General features: G+C 73.7%; 9 protein-coding genes. 7 read left to right on the top strand and 2 right to left on the bottom strand.

What is annotated here, in order from left to right:
• Positions 1–206: 206 nt before the first annotated feature.
• From ACIHCL_RS21945 to moeZ, 5 genes are all read left to right on the top strand, one after another.
• Positions 207–2,195: a glycosyltransferase gene (locus ACIHCL_RS21945; protein ID WP_399864208.1), complete on the top strand. Its 1,989-nt coding sequence runs from the start codon at positions 207–209 to the stop codon at positions 2,193–2,195.
• A gap of 76 nt (positions 2,196–2,271) precedes the next feature.
• A complete protein-coding gene (locus ACIHCL_RS21950) occupies positions 2,272–3,900 on the top strand; it encodes a hypothetical protein (RefSeq protein WP_399864108.1) in 1,629 nt (542 codons plus the stop codon).
• A 200-nt stretch (positions 3,901–4,100) separates the two neighbouring features.
• Positions 4,101–5,066 carry an NAD-dependent epimerase/dehydratase family protein gene (locus ACIHCL_RS21955; RefSeq protein WP_399864109.1) on the top strand — a complete coding sequence of 322 codons (966 nt, stop codon included), beginning with the start codon at positions 4,101–4,103 and terminating at the stop codon, positions 5,064–5,066.
• The gene (locus tag ACIHCL_RS21960; protein ID WP_399864111.1) at positions 5,054–5,935 is read left to right on the top strand and encodes a spherulation-specific family 4 protein; all 882 of its coding nucleotides are present in this window, start codon (positions 5,054–5,056) and stop codon (positions 5,933–5,935) included. The genes ACIHCL_RS21955 and ACIHCL_RS21960 overlap by 13 nt, the downstream gene beginning before the upstream one ends.
• 85 nt (positions 5,936–6,020) lie before the next feature.
• On the top strand, positions 6,021–7,199 hold the full coding sequence (gene moeZ / locus ACIHCL_RS21965; RefSeq protein ID WP_399864112.1) for an adenylyltransferase/sulfurtransferase MoeZ: 1,179 nt from the start codon (positions 6,021–6,023) through the stop codon (positions 7,197–7,199).
• Positions 7,200–7,312: 113 nt separating this feature from the next.
• Here moeZ and ACIHCL_RS21970 read toward each other — a convergent pair whose 3' ends face one another.
• Together ACIHCL_RS21970 and ACIHCL_RS21975 are read right to left on the bottom strand one after the other, a co-directional pair.
• Positions 7,313–8,935: an alpha/beta hydrolase gene (locus ACIHCL_RS21970; protein ID WP_399864114.1), complete on the bottom strand. Its 1,623-nt coding sequence runs from the start codon at positions 8,933–8,935 to the stop codon at positions 7,313–7,315.
• Positions 8,936–9,250: 315 nt separating this feature from the next.
• Positions 9,251–12,268 carry a lysylphosphatidylglycerol synthase domain-containing protein gene (locus ACIHCL_RS21975; protein ID WP_399864115.1) on the bottom strand — a complete coding sequence of 1,006 codons (3,018 nt, stop codon included), beginning with the start codon at positions 12,266–12,268 and terminating at the stop codon, positions 9,251–9,253.
• Between the two features lie 206 nt (positions 12,269–12,474).
• On the opposite strand from ACIHCL_RS21975, the gene ACIHCL_RS21980 reads away from it, so the two are divergent.
• Together ACIHCL_RS21980 and ACIHCL_RS21985 are read left to right on the top strand one after the other, a co-directional pair.
• A complete protein-coding gene (locus tag ACIHCL_RS21980) occupies positions 12,475–12,969 on the top strand; it encodes an MGMT family protein (protein WP_399864117.1) in 495 nt (164 codons plus the stop codon).
• Between the two features lie 347 nt (positions 12,970–13,316).
• Entirely contained in the window at positions 13,317–17,114 is a 3,798-nt protein-coding gene (locus ACIHCL_RS21985; RefSeq protein WP_399864118.1) for a UvrD-helicase domain-containing protein, read from the top strand.
• Positions 17,115–17,137: the final 23 nt, after the last annotated feature.

Below are 17,137 nucleotides of genomic sequence, written 5' to 3' on the forward strand. Positions count from 1 at the left end.
CCGCTGCTGCTGTGTGTGTGTTTGTGTTGTGGAGGCCCACCCCCGCGGGGGGGGGGGGGGGCGTGTGGGGGGGGCCCCCCCCGGGGGGGGGCGCCCCCCCCCCCGGCCCCCCCCACCACCGGCGCATCCCCTTACGGTCGTGCCGCTGTCAGTCGACGCGCCGACGGAGGCCGTCCACAAGGGAGATCGGGGGTGCGCTCGTGCGGATCGGATTCCTCACCGATGCCGGTCGTCCATGCGCGGCCGGTGGATCCGGACTCTGGGGCGACCGCCTGGTGCGTGGCCTCGCCCCGCATGAGTTCGATCTCTTCGTGCTCGGCCGCTCGGCCGACCAGGAGGAGCGGGGCCCGGTCCCGCTCCCGGCGCATGTCCGCCGTGTGTGGACGGCCCCGCTCTGGACGGCCGACGAGGACCTGCTGGGCAGCCGCACCCCCGGCACGCTGCTCTCCCGGCTGACGGCGGGGCGGCGCGGACACGCGTACGGGAGGCGGGAACAGCAGTGCTTCACGGCGCACTTCACGGCGCTCGCCACCTCGATCTGCGCGGCGCGTGCACTGGCGGGCGAGGTGCGAGCCGCGCGCGCCGGGGCGGGGGCGCCGGGCGGAGTGCCGGACGCGCCGGGCGTGTGGGGCGTGGAGGGGGGCGCCAGGGGCGCGTTCGGCGGCGCGGATGCCCATGAGTGCGCACGTGAGTACGCCGGTGGCAGTGGACGGCGCGACGGCGGGCGCGCCGCCCCCGGTGCCGGTGACGACGGATTCGCCGAAGGGCTGTACGGACTCGCGGAGCTGGCCCGCGAACACGGTGGCCTGCCCGCGGCCCTCCGCTCCGAGACGGCCCTGCGCGTGCTCGAAGCCGCCTGCCGCGCCCCGGGCGGCGGGAGCCTCGCCCGGACCGTCACGGTCGTCGGCCTCCTCGACCTCGCCCGCGAGATCGAGGAGGTGCTCCGCCCCCTCTCGCTCGGCTGGTACGACGACCGGGGCCTCGGTGCGGTCGACCTCTGCCACGCCGCGTCCGGCGGTGCCACGGCACTTCCCGGGCTGCTGGCCAAGCGCTTCTTCGGGGTACCACTGCTGGTCACCGAACACGGAGAGCAGGGAGTGCGGCTGCGGGCGTACTACCTCGCCACGGCCGGCACGCCCCTGAGCGCGCCGGTGCGCGCCGTGCTCGCGGGCTTCCACCGACGGCTGGCCACCGAGGTGTACCGGCAGGCCGCGCTCATCACCCACGGCGACGCCCATGCCCGCCGCTGGCAGGAGCGGTGCGGCGCCGACCGCGAGAAGCTGCGTACCGTCCACCCCGGTCTGGACTCCGCCCGGTTCACGGCGCTCGGGGAGAGAGGGGACAGCGGACCCGACGACACGCTCGTCTGGATCGGTCGGGTCGGGCCCGCCAAGGACCTGATCACGCTGCTGCATGCCTTCGCGGAGGTGCGGAAGGCCATGCCGGCCGCCCGGCTGCGGATCATCGCCGAGCCGGGGCGAGCACCGGAGACGGGGGCCGGCCGGGAAGCGCCGGGTGCCGATGGGGGAGCGCCGGGCGCCGACCACCTCGCGCACTGTCGGGCGCTGGCCGCCCAGCTGTTCCCCGACGAAGCCGAGGATGCGCACACCCCGGGGGACAACCCGGTCTCCTTCGACGAGCTCGGCGGGGCCGAGGTGCCGGACCTCGTGGACGGCTACGCGGCGGGCGGGGTCGTCGTCCTGTCCAGCACCGCCGAGCACTTCCCCGACACCCTCGTCGAGGCGATGCTCTGCGGTCGGGCCACGGTGTCGACGGACGTGGGCGCGGTGGTCGAGGTCATCGGCGGTACGGGGCTGGTCGTGCCCCCGCGTAACCCCAAGGCGCTCGCCGACGCCTGCCTCGCGCTGCTGCGCGACCCCGCGCGCCGCGCACGGCTTGGTGCGGCGGCGCGTGCCCGAGCGCTCGAACTCTTCACCGTCGAACAGAGTCTCGCGGCGTTTCGGGGCATCTATCTGGAGCTGATCTCCCGCGTTCCGGTGCTCAGGGAGGACGAGGCGGTGGCCGCCGACGGCGGACCGCGCCCGTTCGCCACCCCGCCCGAGGCGCATGTTCCGGGCCCGTGGACGGCCCCGGGCGTCGTCCACGCCGAGCCCGCCGACCGTACACCCAGCTGGGCCCACGGGCCCCGGACCGTCTGCGTGGGAGCACGGGGGGCGGGTGACGGCGATGCGTGAACGAGCAATGGACCGGTGGGACCGGGGCGGGCCGGTGGGGGACGACGCAGTGCGCGACGATCACGGAGGAGAGGCGATGAGCCGCCCGATCGACCCGATCGAGGTGTCCGACGCACCCGTCACATCCGCCACGGGGTCCGCCGCCGGATCCGTCAGCGCGTCCGCCCCCGGATCCACGAACCCGTCCGCCGACGGTGGCCGGGAACCGCGCTCGTCGGCACCGGTCTTCGGGCCCGTGGCCGGGCCTGCGTCGGCGCCCGTGCCCGTGGCCGGTTCTGTGCCCGCGCCCGTGCCCGGTTCCGGTTCCGTGCTCGGATCCGCGGTCGAGCCCGTGTCCGGCTCTGTGCTCGGACCGTCCGCGCCCGGTTCCACGCGGGACGGTGCCGCCCCCTTACGAGCCGCCACCACGTCGCGGGCGAGGGGTCGGCACACCGCCGGCGCCGGGCCCGACGCCTCGCGCGCCCCGGAGATCGCCCACGCCCTCCCGACGCGCACGCGCGCCGGCGCGCGCCGTGGCCCGGCCGACCCCGTGAAGTCGCTGATGCACCGCCATCGCGCGCTGTGCCAGCGGGCCGTGGACCCGCTGGAGATCGCCGCGGGGCTCGAAGCCCACGGCATGACCGACCGCGTCGCCGCCCACTACCGGCACCGGGACGTCTTCTCGCTCGCCGAGGAACTCTTCGCCCGGGTGCCCGCGGTGACGGAGGAGCCCGTGACCGCGCACTGCGCGCCGGAGCGAGACAATGTGACGCGCGCCGCCCGGTCGTTCCCCGCGCTCGTGCCGGGCGCGGCCCGGTCGCTCCCCGCGCTTGTGCCGGGCGCCGTCTGCCTCGCCACCCTCGGCGTGCTGAGGGCGACCGAGGGGACACTCGACGGCCGGGCACGGCTCGCGATCGCCTTCGCCGGAACGCTCCTCGCGACCCTCGGCCTCGCTCTCGCCCTGCGGGGTGGCCCCTTGCGCGTGGCGGGCGGTTCCACGGTCGCCGCCCGTGCGTACGCGTGCTGGCTGCTCGGCTACGTCCTGTACGGCGAGGACCTGCTCCACCAGGTGCTCAGCGGCGGCCCCGAGGGGCCCTGGACACTCACCCCCGCACCTCTGGCGGGGCTGGCCCTCTGCGTCGCCCCCGCCGCCTGGTGTGCGCACCTCTTCTCCGTACGCGCGCACCGCGCGCTCGTCGGCAGCCGCACCCGGAAGCAGTTCGCGGCGGGCGTGCGCCCGCTGCTGTTCGGGGTCGTCGCGCTCCACCTCTGCGTGCTCGCCGTCGTGCTGCGTCTCGCGTACCTCGGGCTCGGCGACGGCGCGTTCGCCGGAGCGGCCGCGCTCGGGGTGCTGCTCCTGCTGGCCCGGCTGCTGGCCGTCCACGGTCTTCCCGGACCGGCCACCGCCGCCCTGGCCGCCGCCTGCGTCGTCGAGGCGCTGGCGCCCGCCCTGGTCATGGCCGGACGGCTGCCCGGTCTGCACGTCCTCGCCCGCCCCGTCGATGTCCTGGTCGCCACGGCCGGCACCGGAGCCGTACCCGCCCTCGCCTGTGGGGTGTCCGCGCTCGCCCTGCTGATCACGGCCGCCGTCGCCCTTCCCCGTGCCTCCGCCCACACAGCGGACCGGCCGAGTGGTGCCGCCCCTGCCGCGCGAGCCGCGGACCGGCCGGACGGCGCCGCCCGCACCGCCGCTCGCCCCGGCGGCGCGGCCCGGCTCACCGCGTAACCGAAGCTCCCGGCCCGCTCCCGCGGCGCCGGGTCACCGACCCACCCCCCACCTACGAATCACCGCATCACGCGCATGCCCCGCGGAGCCGACGCCGCGGGTCCTGCGGCCCACCCGTTCCACTTCCTGAAGGAGTAACCGGAGATGACCCCCCAATCCCCTGCACCGGCAGCCGGCCGTCGGCACCAAGGGGGTGCACGATGAGGGTGCTGTTGCTCGGAGCCAACGGATTCCTCGGCCGGTTCGTCGCCGACCGCCTGCTCGCCGACCCCGCCGTCCACCTCACGGCGCTCGGCCGCGGCGACGACGCCGACGTGCGGTTCGACCTCGCCACCGGCAGTCCCGGCGCGCTGACCCGCTTCCTGGACGCCGTCCACCCCGGTGTCGTCGTCAACTGTGCCGGGGCCACCCGCGGGGGAGCCCGCGACCTGATCCGGCACAACACCGTCGCCGTCGCCACCGTCTGCGAGGCGATGCGGCGCAGCAGCTGCTCGGCCCGGCTCGTCCAGCTCGGCTGCGCCTCGGAGTACGGGCCCTCGCAGCCGGGCTCGTCGACCGGGGAGGACGCTCTCCCACGCCCCGGCGGTCCGTACGGCGTCAGCAAGCTCGGCGCCACCGAACTCGTCCTCGGCTCCGGCCTCGACGCGGTCGTGCTGCGGGTCTTCTCCCCGGTCGGCCCCGGCACCCCGGCCGGTTCCCCGCTCGGCCGGCTCGCCGAGGCGATGCGCCGGGCTATGCAGTCCGGTGACGGCGAGCTGAAGCTCAGCGGCCTCGGTGTGCAGCGCGACTTCGTCGACGTGCGCGACGTCGCGCGCGCCGTGCACGCCGCGTCGCTCTCCGCCGCGCAGGGGGTCGTCAACATCGGTACCGGCCGTGCCGTGCGCCTCCGGGACGCCGCCGCCGTCCTCGCCCGGGTCGCCGGATACGCGGGCGCACTCCACGAACTCGACGCGCCCCCGCCCCGGCTGCCCATCGGTGCCCCGCGCACCTCGAACGAATCGCTCATCGAGCACCTCTCGGCGACCCCGTCCCCCTATCCGGACGGCTGCGGCGCCTGGCAGCAGGCCGATGTCCGCACCGCCAGGGACCGGCTCGGCTGGCGGCCCCGGATCAATCTGGAGGAGTCCCTCGCCGACATCTGGATGGAGGCGGCGTGCCGTATCTGACCTCGCCCGACACCACACGCCGGACCGGTGGTGCCGCTCAGCTCGGCTTCGGTGTCCCCGGGTATGCGCATCCGCTGCTCGCCCCGACCGAATGGGCCGAACTCACCCGCCCCGGCACCCCGCTGCACTGGGCGGTCCTCAACATCGACGGCGGACCGGGTGCCCGCCCCGACCCGCACTGTCTGGAGGCCGCGGGCCGCCTGCGCAACGCGCGGGAGCGGGCGCTGCACGGCGACGCGCCGCACGACTCCGTACGGGCGGCGGGCGGCCGGCTGCTCGGCCATCTCGACCTGGCCTTCGGCAGCCGCCCCTTCGGCGACCTGATGGCCGACGCACAGTCCTTCCTCGGTTGGTATCGCGTCGACGGCTTCTACCTCGGCCGGTGCCCTTCCGAACGGGGCGACCTCCCGGCCGTCCGCCGCCTCACCAGCACCCTCGCCACGCTCCTCGAACACGGCACGCACGGCGGGCACGGGGACGCGACGGGGCACGGCGGGGCCGGGACCGGCCCCGCCCGGCACGGCGGCGGTGCCGGGCCGCTGGTGCTGGGGGTGGGCACGCATCCGCACCCCGGGTATGCCGAGGCCGCCGACCAGTTGGTGACCTTCTCCGGGCCGTGGGCGGACTACCGCTGGTCCCAGGTGGCGGAGTGGACCGCCGACTATCCGCCGGAGCGGTTCGCGCACTTCGTCCACGGCGTCCCGCGCACCCACCTCGACGAGGCCATGCGCATCGCGCGCTGGCAGGGAGCGGGCACCATCTTTTTCACGGACCGAGACAGCCAACACGGACAAAACGATCCATATGCGACGCTGCCCAGTTACTGGGACGAAATCGTCTCGCGGATCGGACCGGGCGACTCGGAATGAGAACGGGCGTGGCAGTGTTACGAAAAGAACAACCGTACGCAATTGAAGTACGTAGAAACCGACCACCTGCATTGTTGAGGTTCCTGTGTCGCTGCCACCCCTGGTCGAGCCAGCTGCTGAGCTCACCGTCGACGAGGTCCGCAGGTACTCCCGCCATCTGATCATCCCGGATGTCGGGATGGACGGACAGAAGCGGCTGAAGAACGCGAAGGTGCTGTGTGTCGGCGCCGGCGGTCTCGGTTCCCCGGCTCTGATGTACATGGCCGCCGCCGGTGTCGGCACGCTCGGCATCGTGGAGTTCGACGAGGTCGACGAGTCGAACCTGCAGCGCCAGATCATCCACAGTCAGTCCGACATCGGTCGCCCCAAGGCCGAGTCCGCCAGGGACTCGGTCCTCGGCATCAACCCGTATGTGAACGTGGTCCTGCACGAGGGGCGGCTCGAGGCCGACAACGTGCTGGAGATCTTCGCGCAGTACGACCTGATCGTGGACGGCACGGACAACTTCGCCACCCGCTATCTGGTCAACGACGCGGCGGTGCTGCTGAACAAGCCGTACATCTGGGGCTCGATCTACCGGTTCGACGGCCAGGCGTCCATCTTCTGGTCCGAGCACGGCCCGTGCTACCGCTGCCTCTACCCGGAGCCGCCCCCGCCGGGCATGGTCCCCTCCTGCGCCGAGGGCGGTGTGCTCGGGGTGCTCTGCGCCTCGGTCGGCTCCATCCAGGTCACGGAGGCCATCAAGCTGATCGCCGGTATCGGCGACCCGCTGCTCGGCCGACTGATGATCTACGACGCCCTGGAGATGCAGTACCGCCAGGTCAAGGTCCGCAAGGACCCCGACTGCGCGGTCTGCGGCAAGAACCCCACCGTCACCGAGCTCATCGACTACGAGGCGTTCTGCGGCGTCGTGTCCGAGGAGGCCCAGGAGGCGGCGGCCGGTTCCACGATCACTCCCCGGCAGCTCAAGGAGTGGATCGACACGGACGAGAAGATCGACATCATCGACGTCCGTGAGCCCAACGAGTTCGAGATCGTCTCGATCCCGGGCGCCCGGCTGATCCCGAAGAACGAGTTCCTGATGGGCAACGCCCTCCAGGACCTCCCGCAGGACAAGCGCATCGTCCTGCACTGCAAGACGGGTGTCCGCAGCGCCGAGGTCCTCGCGGTCCTCAAATCGGCGGGCTTCTCCGACGCGGTGCACGTGGGCGGCGGCGTGATCGGCTGGGTCAACCAGATCGAGCCCGAGAAGCCGGTGTACTGAGCACGGAGCACGAACACCCCGGAGGGGCCGTCCGCATGTCGCGGATCGGCCCCTTCCGCGTACCCGGCGCCCACCCCGTATCCGGCCGTCGTGTCCCGTATCCGGCTGTCGCGTCATGAACAGGTCGTGCCGTCCTGCGGGACCTTGCCGTCCATCAGGTAGTCGCCGACGGCCTTCTGCACACAGGTGTTGTTGCTGTTGTACGCGCCGTGGCCCTGGCCCTCGTACGTCATCCGCACGCCGACGCCCTTGCCCAGAGCGTCGGCCATCGCCCTCGCCCCCGCGTACGGGGTGGCCGGGTCACCGGTGTTGCCGATGACGAGGATCGGCGGCGCACCCGGGGCGCTGACGTCCGGGGTCTTCCAGGCGCCCGCCACCGGCCAGCCGGTGCAGTTCAACAGGCCCCAGCCCAGGTAGTCGCCGAAGACGGGCGACGCGGCTCGGAAGGCCGGGAGCTTCGCCTTGATCTGGTCCGTGGTGAACCGCTGCTTGGAGTCGGCGCAGCTGATGGCGGTGTTGGCGGACATCGAGTTGTCGTAACGCCCGTCCTGGGAACGGCCGTTCAGCGAGTCGGCCAGGGCGAGGAGCAACCCGCCGTTCCCGCCGTCCGCCTCGTCCACGCCCTGTTCCAGCAGGGGCCAGGTGGCCTTGGAGTAGAGGGCCGCCGCGATGCCGGTGGTGGCCAGGGTCTGCGTCAGCTGCCGGGAGCCGAGGCCCTGGACGGGCTTCTTGTCCAGCCGGTCGAGCAGATCGCCGATCCCCCGCTCGATCTCCTTCGCGTTGGAACCGGGCAGCTTGCAGGCGTCCCCGCGGGCGGCGCAGTCCTTGGTGAAGTTGTCCAGCGCGAGCTGGAACCCCTTGGCCTGGCCGAGCGAGGCCTGCTCCGGGTCCAGGGTCGGGTTGACGACGGCGTCCAGCACCGCCCGGCCGACGTTCTCGGGGAACAGGTGGGCGTAGACACCGCCCAGTTCGGTGCCGTACGAGATGCCGAAGTAATGCAGCTTCTTGTCACCGAGGACCTGGCGCAGCAGGTCCATGTCGCGGGCGGCGTCGGTGGTGCCGAGGTAAGGGAGTTCCCTGCCCGAGTGCTTCTGGCAGGCTGCAGCGAACGACTTGGTGTGCTTGACGAGCGCGTTCACCTCGGCGGTGGTGTCCGGGGTGCCGTCGATCGCGTTGCGTGCGTCGAGCTGCTGGTCGGTCTCGCACGTCACCCCGGCACTCCGGCCGACCCCGCGGGGATCGAAGCTGACCAGGTCGTAGCGGGCGCGGAGCTTTTCGTAGGTGGTGCCGAAGGCGGGCAGGGTGGCGACGCCCGAGGCGCCGGGTCCGCCGAAGTTGAAGATGAGCGAGCCGATGCGCCGGCCCGGGGCCTTGGCCTTGGTCCTGGCCCGGATGAGCGCCAGGTCGATCGTCTCGGCACCCGGCTTCGCGTAGTCGAGCGGTACCTTCATGGAGGTGCACTCCCAGCGGGTGCCGTCGGGCAGCGGGTTCGGGGCCCTTCCGCCGCCCTGCGCCGTGGACGGTGCGCGGCAGGGCTTCCACGTCAGCTTCTGGGACGCGAGTCCGCCGGGGCTGCTGCTCGCCTCGGCGGCGTTCGCCGCGAGCGGGGTGCCGTTCCCGGGTTCGCCCGGGCCACTGCCGTCGCCGCCGGTCGAGCAGGCGGTGAGGGCGAGGGGCAGGAACACGGTGGCGGTGGCGGCGAGAGCGGCGGCACGCAGGGCGGGGGAGGTCCTCATGCCGCCCATCGTGCGGTGCGGACGCCACCCGTGCACGGGACACCGGTCCAAGCGGGTGGCGGGACTCTTCCCGGGGGCGACCACCGGAGAGCGGGGCCCGGGGAACCGCCGTGGGCCCGGGGCCGGATGCCGCCGGGGACCGGGGACCGGGGCCGGGGGTGCAGGGCCGTGAGGCTGGAGTCCGGGGCCGGGGCCGGGGGTGCAGGGCCGTGAGCCTGGGAGCCCGGTAGCGAGAGCCGGAGGAGCGCGGGACCGTGGTCCGTCAGTGCGCCGGAGCCCAGGGGTGGCCGGAGACCGGACGGCTCCGGCCACCCGTCAGAGCGCCTCTTTGCGGGTCAGGTGGTTGAAGCAGAGCCAGCCGGGAAGCACCGGCAGCCACAGCGTCAGCAACCGGTACAGCAGCACCGCGGGTGCCGCGACCTCCTTCGGCAGACCGACCGCGATCAGCCCCAGGGTCAGCGCGCCCTCGACCGCGCCCATGCCGCCGGGGGTGGGGGCGGCCGACCCCAGCGCGTTGCCGGCCAGGAAGACCACCGCGATGCTCGCGTAGCTGAGCGTCGGCACGTTCGGACCGCTGAACGCCCGGATCGACGCGTCCAGGCACATCACGAACGTACCGGTCAGCAGGAGCATCCCGCCGATGCCGGTCAGCAGCTTCTGCGGCCGCTGCACCACGTCGAGCATGCGCGGGACGACCCCGGCGAACAGCGACCGCAGCCGGGTCACGACGAACTTCCGCAGGAACGGAACCGCTGTCACCACCAGCACCAGCACGGCGACCGTCAGCAGACCGGCGATCACGGTCCTGGATGGCGTGAGCGACGACGGCGTCTTCTCCGTACCTGTCAGATAGCCGAAGGCGGCGAGCAGCAGGATGTGGCAGCCGAGACCGAACAGCTGCGAGGCGCCGACACTCGCCACCGCGAGCCCGGGGCGCACCCCGGCCCGTTGCAGGAACCGCGTGTTCAACGCCACACCGCCGACGGCGGCCGGGGCGACGAGCTTCACGAAGGACCCGGCGACCTGGGCCAGCACGGTCCTCGCGAACGGCACCCGCTCCGGAACGAAGCCCAGCAGGGCCATCGCCGCCGCGACGTAGCTCAGCGCCGAGAAGCCGACCGCCGCGGCCACCCAGCCCCATTCCGCCTGCTCGACCACCGCTCCGAAGTCGGCCTGGGTTACCTGCGAGATCAGGAAGTACGCGGCGATCGCGGCCGCGATGCAGCTGAAGAGGGTGCGCGGCTTGATGCGTTCCAGCCGGACCGGCTCGACCGGCGCCTGCGGCCGGATGAGCAGCACCTGCTGGCGCATCTGGGAGAGCAGATCCTCTTCGCGCGCGCCCTCCAGCGCCTCGTCCACGGCCCGCTTCTCGGCCTGCTTCTGCACGCGCAGCGACTTGCGCTCGGCCTTGCGCCCGGCCCTGGCGTCCGCCTTCTGGGCGGCGGTGAGGCCGGTCCCGGGTTCGGCCGTCTCGTCGACGGCCCCGACGGCGGTTCGGGCGTCCGCGCGAGCGGTCTCGTGGCCGGAGGCCGCACCGGCGGTCTGCTCCTCGCGCGCGCCCTGTTCCAAGGACCTGGCGTGCCTGGCCGCGTCCGACGCCTCCAGCACCGCCTCGCGCTCGCGCTGCGCGCGCTCCCGGGCGAGCCGCCGCAGCGTGGCCCGGGTGGAGCGGCTCAGTGCGAGCGGCTGGAGCAGCGGCAAGCAGTCCGCCACCGCGTCCGGCCCCAGCACCTCCAGCGCACCGGCGACGGCCCGTTCGGCACCCACCCGCAGCCCCAGGGTGGTCAGCAGCTGGGCGATGTCCATCCGCAGGACCAGATCACCGGCCGCGATCTCGCCGCCGCGCAGATCGGTGACGAACACCGTGCCGGAACGATCCACCAGGATGGCGTCGCCCGTGAGCCTGCGGTGCGCGATACGCCGCGACTGGAGCGCTCTCACCTGCCGCCAGGCGCCGCGCAGCAGCTCGTCGGTGATCTCCGAGTCCTCCAGGGCGTCCAGGGAGCGGCCGCCGATGTGCTCGTACACCAGCATCACGGCGTCGGGGCCCAGCTCGGAGGTGGCGATCAGCCGGGGAGCGTTGGCCCCGGCGGCGATCGCCGCGTACGCGAGCAGCGCCTCCTGCTCCAGTGCCTGACGCAGCGACTGGATCGAACGGTGCTGGGTGATGCCGCGCAGGGTGAGTCTGCGCCACACGCGGTAGTAGAACCCCTGGGCCTGCTGCTCGCGGTCGACGACCGTCACATCGAGCGGCGGGCCGTCCTCCAGGGTGACCACATAGCGGCGTCCCCGGTCGTTCTGGTCGCCGGAGTCGGGGGTGTCCTCGGCGCGCATCGCGGTGACGGGGCGGAAGCCGACCCGGCGCAGACCGGCCATCAGGTGCTGACCGGTCGGCCGTACGTTGGGCGAGCCGACCGCGTACAGCGTGCCGTACGCCACGGCCCAGCCGATCAGCACGGTGAGAATGATCGAGAACGGGGTGGTGTAGCCGCCCACCAGCATGGCGAACGCGTCGAGCAGCAGCACCACCCACAGCACGACGCGCCAGCGCGGCCGTCTCGCCATCCCGACCGCCGTCATATAGGCGATCACCGGAGCGAGATAGCCGTGCACGGGATCGGTGAGCGCGTCCCCGGGCTGCGGCTGGGTCAGGGCGTCCTTGATGGTGCCGGGGGCGGACTCGGCCACCCAGAGGTCGGCGGCGAGCGTGACGCCGTGCGCCAGTACGGCGGCGAGCACCCCGTCCGCGATCCGCAGCCCGTCGCGTTTGATCAGCCGCTCGATGGCGAAGACGACCGGAACGAGCAGGACGGCGATGCTGGAGACGAGCCCGGCGAGCTTGATCAGGACATCGGGCGCCTGGCCGGTGCCCTTGGTGATGTCCTGTTCGAGCCCGGCGGTGGTGCCGTGGGCGAACGCGGCGATGGCGAACAGGAGGGTGATCGCCAGCATGCCGCTGAGCAGCCGCATGAGGTCGGAGGGGCGGTGCACCCGGGCGGGGAGCAGCGGTTCGTCGCCCGAGACGCGCTCGGCCTGCTCCGCCACGGCGGTCGAGAGTGTCGAACCCGCCAGGTGCCCGGTGGAACCGGCGCTTCCGGTCGGCCCGCTCTCCCTGCTCTCCCCGGTGCTCCGACCCGGCCTGGTGGAGCGGGCCGGTTCGGTGTCCCCGGCCGCGCGGGTGCGACGGGACACCCGGGGACGCCGGGCCGGCTCCACGTGTTCGCTCGGCTCGATGTGCCCGGTCGGCCCGGCGGGCCCGTCCGACGCTTCCGGGTGCGGTTCGGCGTCAGGGGCGTCCGCCGCCTGCGGTGGCTGCACGCCCTGCTCCTTCATGGCCTCTGAGTGTTCTTCGTGTTCTCGTATCACCGGTCACCGCCCGCACGATGGTGGCACGGCCCGGCGACGGAGAAGGGCATCAGGGCGCACCGCGCGGACGCGCGAAGCGCAACATACGCTGCTTTGCCCGCGCACGCACGCCGTGTGAGCGGACGCACGTCGCTCGGGGCGGGCTGTCGGTGGTCTACGGCAGGATGGCTCGGATGAGCCAATACCGGACGGGTGCCGAGGGAACGGGCATGGAGAAAACCGGCGCCGGGGGAGCACGTGGCGATGGAGCGGGTGCCGGAGGAGCGCGTGGCGAGGGGGCGGGCGGTCCCCCGGCGGCCGACGCGATCCCGGAGTACGCGGAGCGGGTGCTCGATGTCGCCGACCTGATCCCGCCCGGTCGTGTCCTGACGTATGGAGACATCGCCGAGTGGCTGGGCGACGGCGGTCCACGCCAGGTCGGACGGGTCATGGCGCTGTACGGGGCGGCGGTGCCGTGGTGGCGCGTGGTGCGGGCCGACGGGGCGCTGCTGCCCGGACACGAACTGCGCGCACTGGACCACTACCGCGAGGAGAACACCCCGCTGCGCGAGGCCCCGCGCGGCGCGGAAGGCCATCTGCCGCGCCTCGACATGAAGCGGGCGCGGTGGGACGGCGTCATCGACGGTGCCGACGCGAACGGCGACGAGGGCGAAGGTGCTCACATCTGACAGCTTGGGCCATATGGGGGCGCAACGGGCGGCGCCGGGCCTGTGCGATCCGGCCGACGTCCGCCGGGAGATCCGTGCGGAGGCCCATCGTGATGCGGCGGACACGGGATGCGACGGGGCGCACGACGGCGCGCGTGATGTGCGACACGGTGCGGTGGCCGATGGCGCGCACGGCGGTGCCGATGCGTGGGGCGGCGTCGATCGCGGTGCGTGACGTGACGAGCCACGCACGGGACCGGCGCCGCGCCGCGCCCGCACTGGCGTAGCGTCGTCAGTTCGCGGCGCGAACCGCATCCCCATCACCCACCCATCACCCACCCGTACACCCACCAGGACCGGCGATCCACGTGAGCTCCTCCACCACCCGACACAGTCCGCACCGTCAGGCACGGCAGCGGACCACGGGCGCGTTCCGGCTGGTGCGCACCCCGCCGGGCTCCGTGGATCCCCCTCTTATGGACGCGGCGCAGCGCGCTGTGGTTGACCACCCCGGCGGACCGCTCCTGGTGCTCGCCGGCCCGGGGACCGGCAAGACGACCACGCTCGTGGAGGCGATCGCCGCCCGGGTGGCACGCGGTGGCGACCCCGCCCGCATCCTGGTCCTCACCTTCAGCCGCAAGGCCGCCGTGGAACTGCGCGACCGGATGGCGGTCCGGATGGGGGCCGTCCGCAGCCCGCAGGCCACCACGTTCCACTCCTTCTGCTACGCGCTGGTCCGCGCCCACCAGGACGCCGACCTCTTCGCCGAACCGACGCGGCTGCTGTCCGGCCCGGAGCAGGACGTCACCGTCCGCGAGCTGCTGGCCGGTCAGCTCGAACTGGAGAGGGACGGCTTCCCGCACATCCGCTGGCCCGACGAGCTGCGGGCCTGCCTGACCACGCGCGGTTTCGCCGACGAGGTGCGGGCGGTGCTCGCCCGCAGCCGTGAGCTGGGCCTGGGCCCGGACGCGCTGGCCGCCTTCGCCCGGCGTACCGGCCGGCCGGACTGGGGCGCGGCGGCCGGGTTCCTGGCCGAGTACCTGGACGTGCTGGATGCCCAGGGGGTGCTGGACTACGCGGAGCTGGTCCATCGGGCCGTGCTGCTCACGGAGCGCCCCGAAGTGGCGGCGCCGCTGTCGGAGCGGTACGACGCGGTCTTCGTCGACGAGTACCAGGACACGGACCCGTCGCAGGTACGGCTGCTGCACGCACTGGCCGGGAACCGGGGGAGCGGTCGGGGAACGCGGAACGGGCCGGGGGCCGGGAGCGGCCGGGGCGCGGGGAACGGGCCGGGGCCTGGAGACGGCCGAGGTGCCGGGGACGGCCGGGATCTGATTGCCTTCGGCGATCCCGACCAGTCCATCTACGCGTTCCGGGGCGCCGATGTGAACGGCATCCTCGACTTCCCGGAGACCTTCCGCCGGGCGGACGGCACACCGGCCCCCGTCGCCGTCCTCACCACCTCGCGCCGTTCCGGCGGGCGGCTGCTGGCTGCCACCCGGCTGCTCACCCGCCGCATGCCGATGCCCCGGCTGCCCTCGGAGCAGGTCCGTGCCCACCGGGAACTCGCCGCCGTCCACGAGGGCGGCAGCGTGGAGGCGTACGTCTATCCGACCGCCTCCGCCGAGCTGGACAACATCGCCGATCTGCTGCGCCGCGCGCATCTGGAGGACGGCGTTCCGTGGAGCGAGATGGCGGTGCTCGTACGAGCCGGGGGCCGCACGATCCCTTCGCTCCGCCGGGCCCTGACATCGGCCGGGGTCCCCCTGGAGGTGGACGGTGACGACCTCCCCCTGCGCCATGAGCCGGCGGTCGCGCCCCTTCTGACCGCCCTGCGCGCGGTCGCCACGGCCGCGGTGGGCCGGGGTGCGCCGGGCGCGGCTGCCGCGCGCGCGGATGTCCCGGACACGGGAGCGCCGGGCGTATCCGGCGTGGACGGGCCGGGCACGGCTGGAGCGGACGCGGAGTCTCCGGCGCCGGAGGGAGGGGCATCAGGGGCCGTAGAGACTGCCGAGGCCATAGAGATTGCAGAGACCGCACGGGCAACAAAAGAGACCGCAGGGGCAACAAAGACCACGGAGGCCGCAAAGGAAGCGGCGGCCGGGCAGAGGGCGCCCGCCGCCCCGGGCACCGGTTCCGGAACAGCGCCCTCTGAGCCGTCCTCCGAGCCGCTGTCCGCCGAAGCGCCGTTCCCGGGAGCGACGCCTTCCGAAGCACCGTCCCCCAAAGACACGTCCTCAGCGGCGCCCTTTGGAGGGTCATCCACCGGAGCGCCGTACTCCGGAGTGATGTCCTGGCTGGACACCGAGACCGCCCTGTCCCTGCTCACCTCCCCCCTCGGCTCCATGGACGCGGCCGATCTGCGCCGCCTCGGCCGGGCCCTGCGCGACGAGGAGAGGGACGCCGGGAACCGCGTACCGCCGCCCTCCGGCGATCTGTTGGCCCGCGCACTCGCCGAACCCGAACGCCTGGTCACACACGACCCGGCGTACGCCCGCGGGGCCCAGCGCCTGGGTGCGCTCCTGCGCAAGGCGCGCGAGCTGCTCGAAGGCGGTGGTACGGCGGAGGAAGCGTTGTGGGAGCTGTGGGCGGGCACCCCGTGGCCGGCGCGGCTGGAACGTGCCGCACTGCGCGGGGGAGCGGGCGGGCGCAACGCCGACCGCGACCTCGACGCCGTCTGCGCGCTCTTCGAGACCGCGGCCCGCGCCGAGGAACGCACCGGCGGTCGCGGCGCGCTCAACTTCCTGGAAGAGGTGGACGCCCAGGACATCGCCGCCGACACCCTCTCCCGGCGCGCGCTGCGCCCCGACGCCGTACGGCTGATGACCGCGCACCGCTCCAAGGGCCTGCAATGGCGCATGGTCGTCGTCGCGGGCGTGCAGGAGGGGCTCTGGCCGGACCTGCGACGCCGCGGCTCGCTGCTCGAAGCGGACCGGATCGGCCGCGACGGCCTGGCCGAACCGCTCGCCCCCGGCGCCCTGCTCGCCGAGGAACGCCGCCTCTTCTACGTCGCCGCGACCCGTGCCCGCGAACGCCTCGTCGTCACCGCGGTCAAGGCGCCTTCCGACGACGGGGACCAGCCCTCCCGCTTCCTCGCGGAACTCGGCGTCGAACCGCGCGACATCACCGGCCGCCCGCGCCGCCCGCTCTCCGTCGTCGCGCTCGTCGCCGAACTCCGCGCCGTCACCGTCGACCCGGACGCCTCCGAGGCCCTGCGCGAGGAAGCCGCCCGCCGGCTCGCCCGCCTCGCCGCGCTCGCCGACGACGAGGGCCGGCCGCTGGTGCCCGCCGCCCACCCGCACCGCTGGTGGGGGCTGGACGAGCCGACCCGTTCCGCCGTCCCGCTCCGTGACCGGGGCCGCCCCGTGGCCCTCTCCGGCAGCGCACTGGACCAGCTCGTCAACACGTGCTCACTCCAGTGGTTCCTCGGCCGCGAGGTCAAGGCGGACGCCCCGGCGACCGCCGCCCAGGGCTTCGGCAACGTCCTCCACGTACTCGCCGACGAGGTCGCCTCCGGCCGCACCTCCGCCGACCTGGCCGTCCTGATGGAACGGCTGGACTCGGTCTGGGACGGCCTCGCCTTCGACGCCCCCTGGAAGTCCCGGCAGGAGAAGGAACAGGCCCGGATCGCCCTCGAACGCTTCCTGCGCTGGCACGTCATGGACCGCAACGGGCGCACCCATGTCGCGAGCGAGCACGACTTCGACGTGACGCTGGAGGCGGGGGAGTACCAGGTGCGCATCCGCGGCTCCATGGACCGGGTCGAGCAGGACGCCACGGGCCGGGCGTACGTCGTCGACTTCAAGACCGGCAAGCAGTCGCCCACCAAGGACGAGGTCGCACACCACCCCCAGCTCGCCGTGTACCAGCTGGCCGTGCGGGAAGGGGCGGTCGACGAGGTCTTCGACGGCCGCCGCCCCGAACCGGGCGGCGCCGAACTCGTACAGCTGCGCCAGCCCGCCCCGAAGAAGGAGGGCGGCGAGGCCCTGCCCAAGGTGCAGGCCCAGGAGCCGCTTTCCGGCGCGCGGGTGTCCGAACTGCTGGCCACGGCCGCCGGCCGGGTCCTGGACGAACGCTTCACCCCCACGACGGGCCAGCACTGCACGCACTGCGCCTTCCGCGCCTCGTGCAGCGCCCGGCCGGAGGGCCGGCACGTCCTGGAGTGAGCCCGCGAGCCGCCGCCGTCGGC

The sequence above is a fragment of the Streptomyces sp. NPDC052042 genome (genome assembly GCF_044548345.1).
Lineage (GTDB): Bacteria > Actinomycetota > Actinomycetes > Streptomycetales > Streptomycetaceae > Streptomyces.

Bases quoted from the DNA above. Each gene is read 5' to 3' on its own strand.
- ACIHCL_RS21970 (WP_399864114.1), bottom strand. From the start codon at position 8,935: ATGAGGACCTCCCCCGCCCTGCGTGCCGCCGCTCTCGCCGCCACCGCC.
- ACIHCL_RS21975 (WP_399864115.1), bottom strand. From the start codon at position 12,268: ATGAAGGAGCAGGGCGTGCAGCCACCGCAGGCGGCGGACGCCCCTGAC.
- ACIHCL_RS21955 (WP_399864109.1), top strand. From the start codon at position 4,101: ATGAGGGTGCTGTTGCTCGGAGCCAACGGATTCCTCGGCCGGTTCGTC.
- ACIHCL_RS21950 (WP_399864108.1), top strand. From the start codon at position 2,272: ATGAGCCGCCCGATCGACCCGATCGAGGTGTCCGACGCACCCGTCACA.
- ACIHCL_RS21980 (WP_399864117.1), top strand. From the start codon at position 12,475: ATGAGCCAATACCGGACGGGTGCCGAGGGAACGGGCATGGAGAAAACC.